Raw genomic sequence first — 583 nt, 5'->3', positions numbered from 1 at the left:
ACCCCGGCCAGCGCGGCCTCGCGGTCCGCGTCGGCGCACACGATGTGCGGGGATTTGCCGCCCAGTTCCAGCCCCACCGGAATCAGCCGCTGCCCGGCGACGGCGGCGATCGCGCGGCCCGTCTCCGTGCCGCCGGTGAACGACAGCATGCGCACGCCCGGGTGGCGCACGAGCGCAGCGCCCACCTCTTCGCCGCTGCCGTTGAGCACTTGCAGCAGGCCCTGCGGCAGCCCCGCCTGGTGGCAGACGCGCAGCAGTTCGAGCGCCAATTGGGGGGTTTCTTCGGACGGTTTGAGCACCACCGCGTTGCCCGCGGCCAGCGCCGGCGCCACTTTCTGCGCCTCGTTCATGATCGGCGAGTTCCACGGGGTGATGGCCGCGATGACGCCGAACGGCTCCGCGATCGCCATCGAAAAGTATTCGCCGCGCGCCGGGGTGATTTCCCCTTGCAGGGTCTCGCAGACTGCGGCGTAGTAGCGAAAGCTCCCGGCCGCGCTGTCCACCATGTGCAGGCATTCCTTCCAGGGCTTGCCGCTGTCGGCCATTTGCAGGCGCGCCAGGGGTTCGCGTTCGGCCCGCAGGA

General features: G+C 70.5%; 1 protein-coding gene. It reads right to left on the bottom strand.

From position 1 onward, the window contains the following. Positions 1-583: aldehyde dehydrogenase family protein (locus tag VTU_RS0105565; RefSeq protein ID WP_029554145.1), on the bottom strand; the 583-nt coding region annotated here is incomplete at both ends.

It is taken from the genome of Verminephrobacter aporrectodeae subsp. tuberculatae At4, from assembly GCF_000193225.1.
GTDB classification, from domain to species: domain Bacteria; phylum Pseudomonadota; class Gammaproteobacteria; order Burkholderiales; family Burkholderiaceae_C; genus Acidovorax; species Acidovorax aporrectodeae.
Note: the sequence above shows the minus strand (reverse complement) of the source record. Positions and strands in the feature narration are given on the sequence as shown.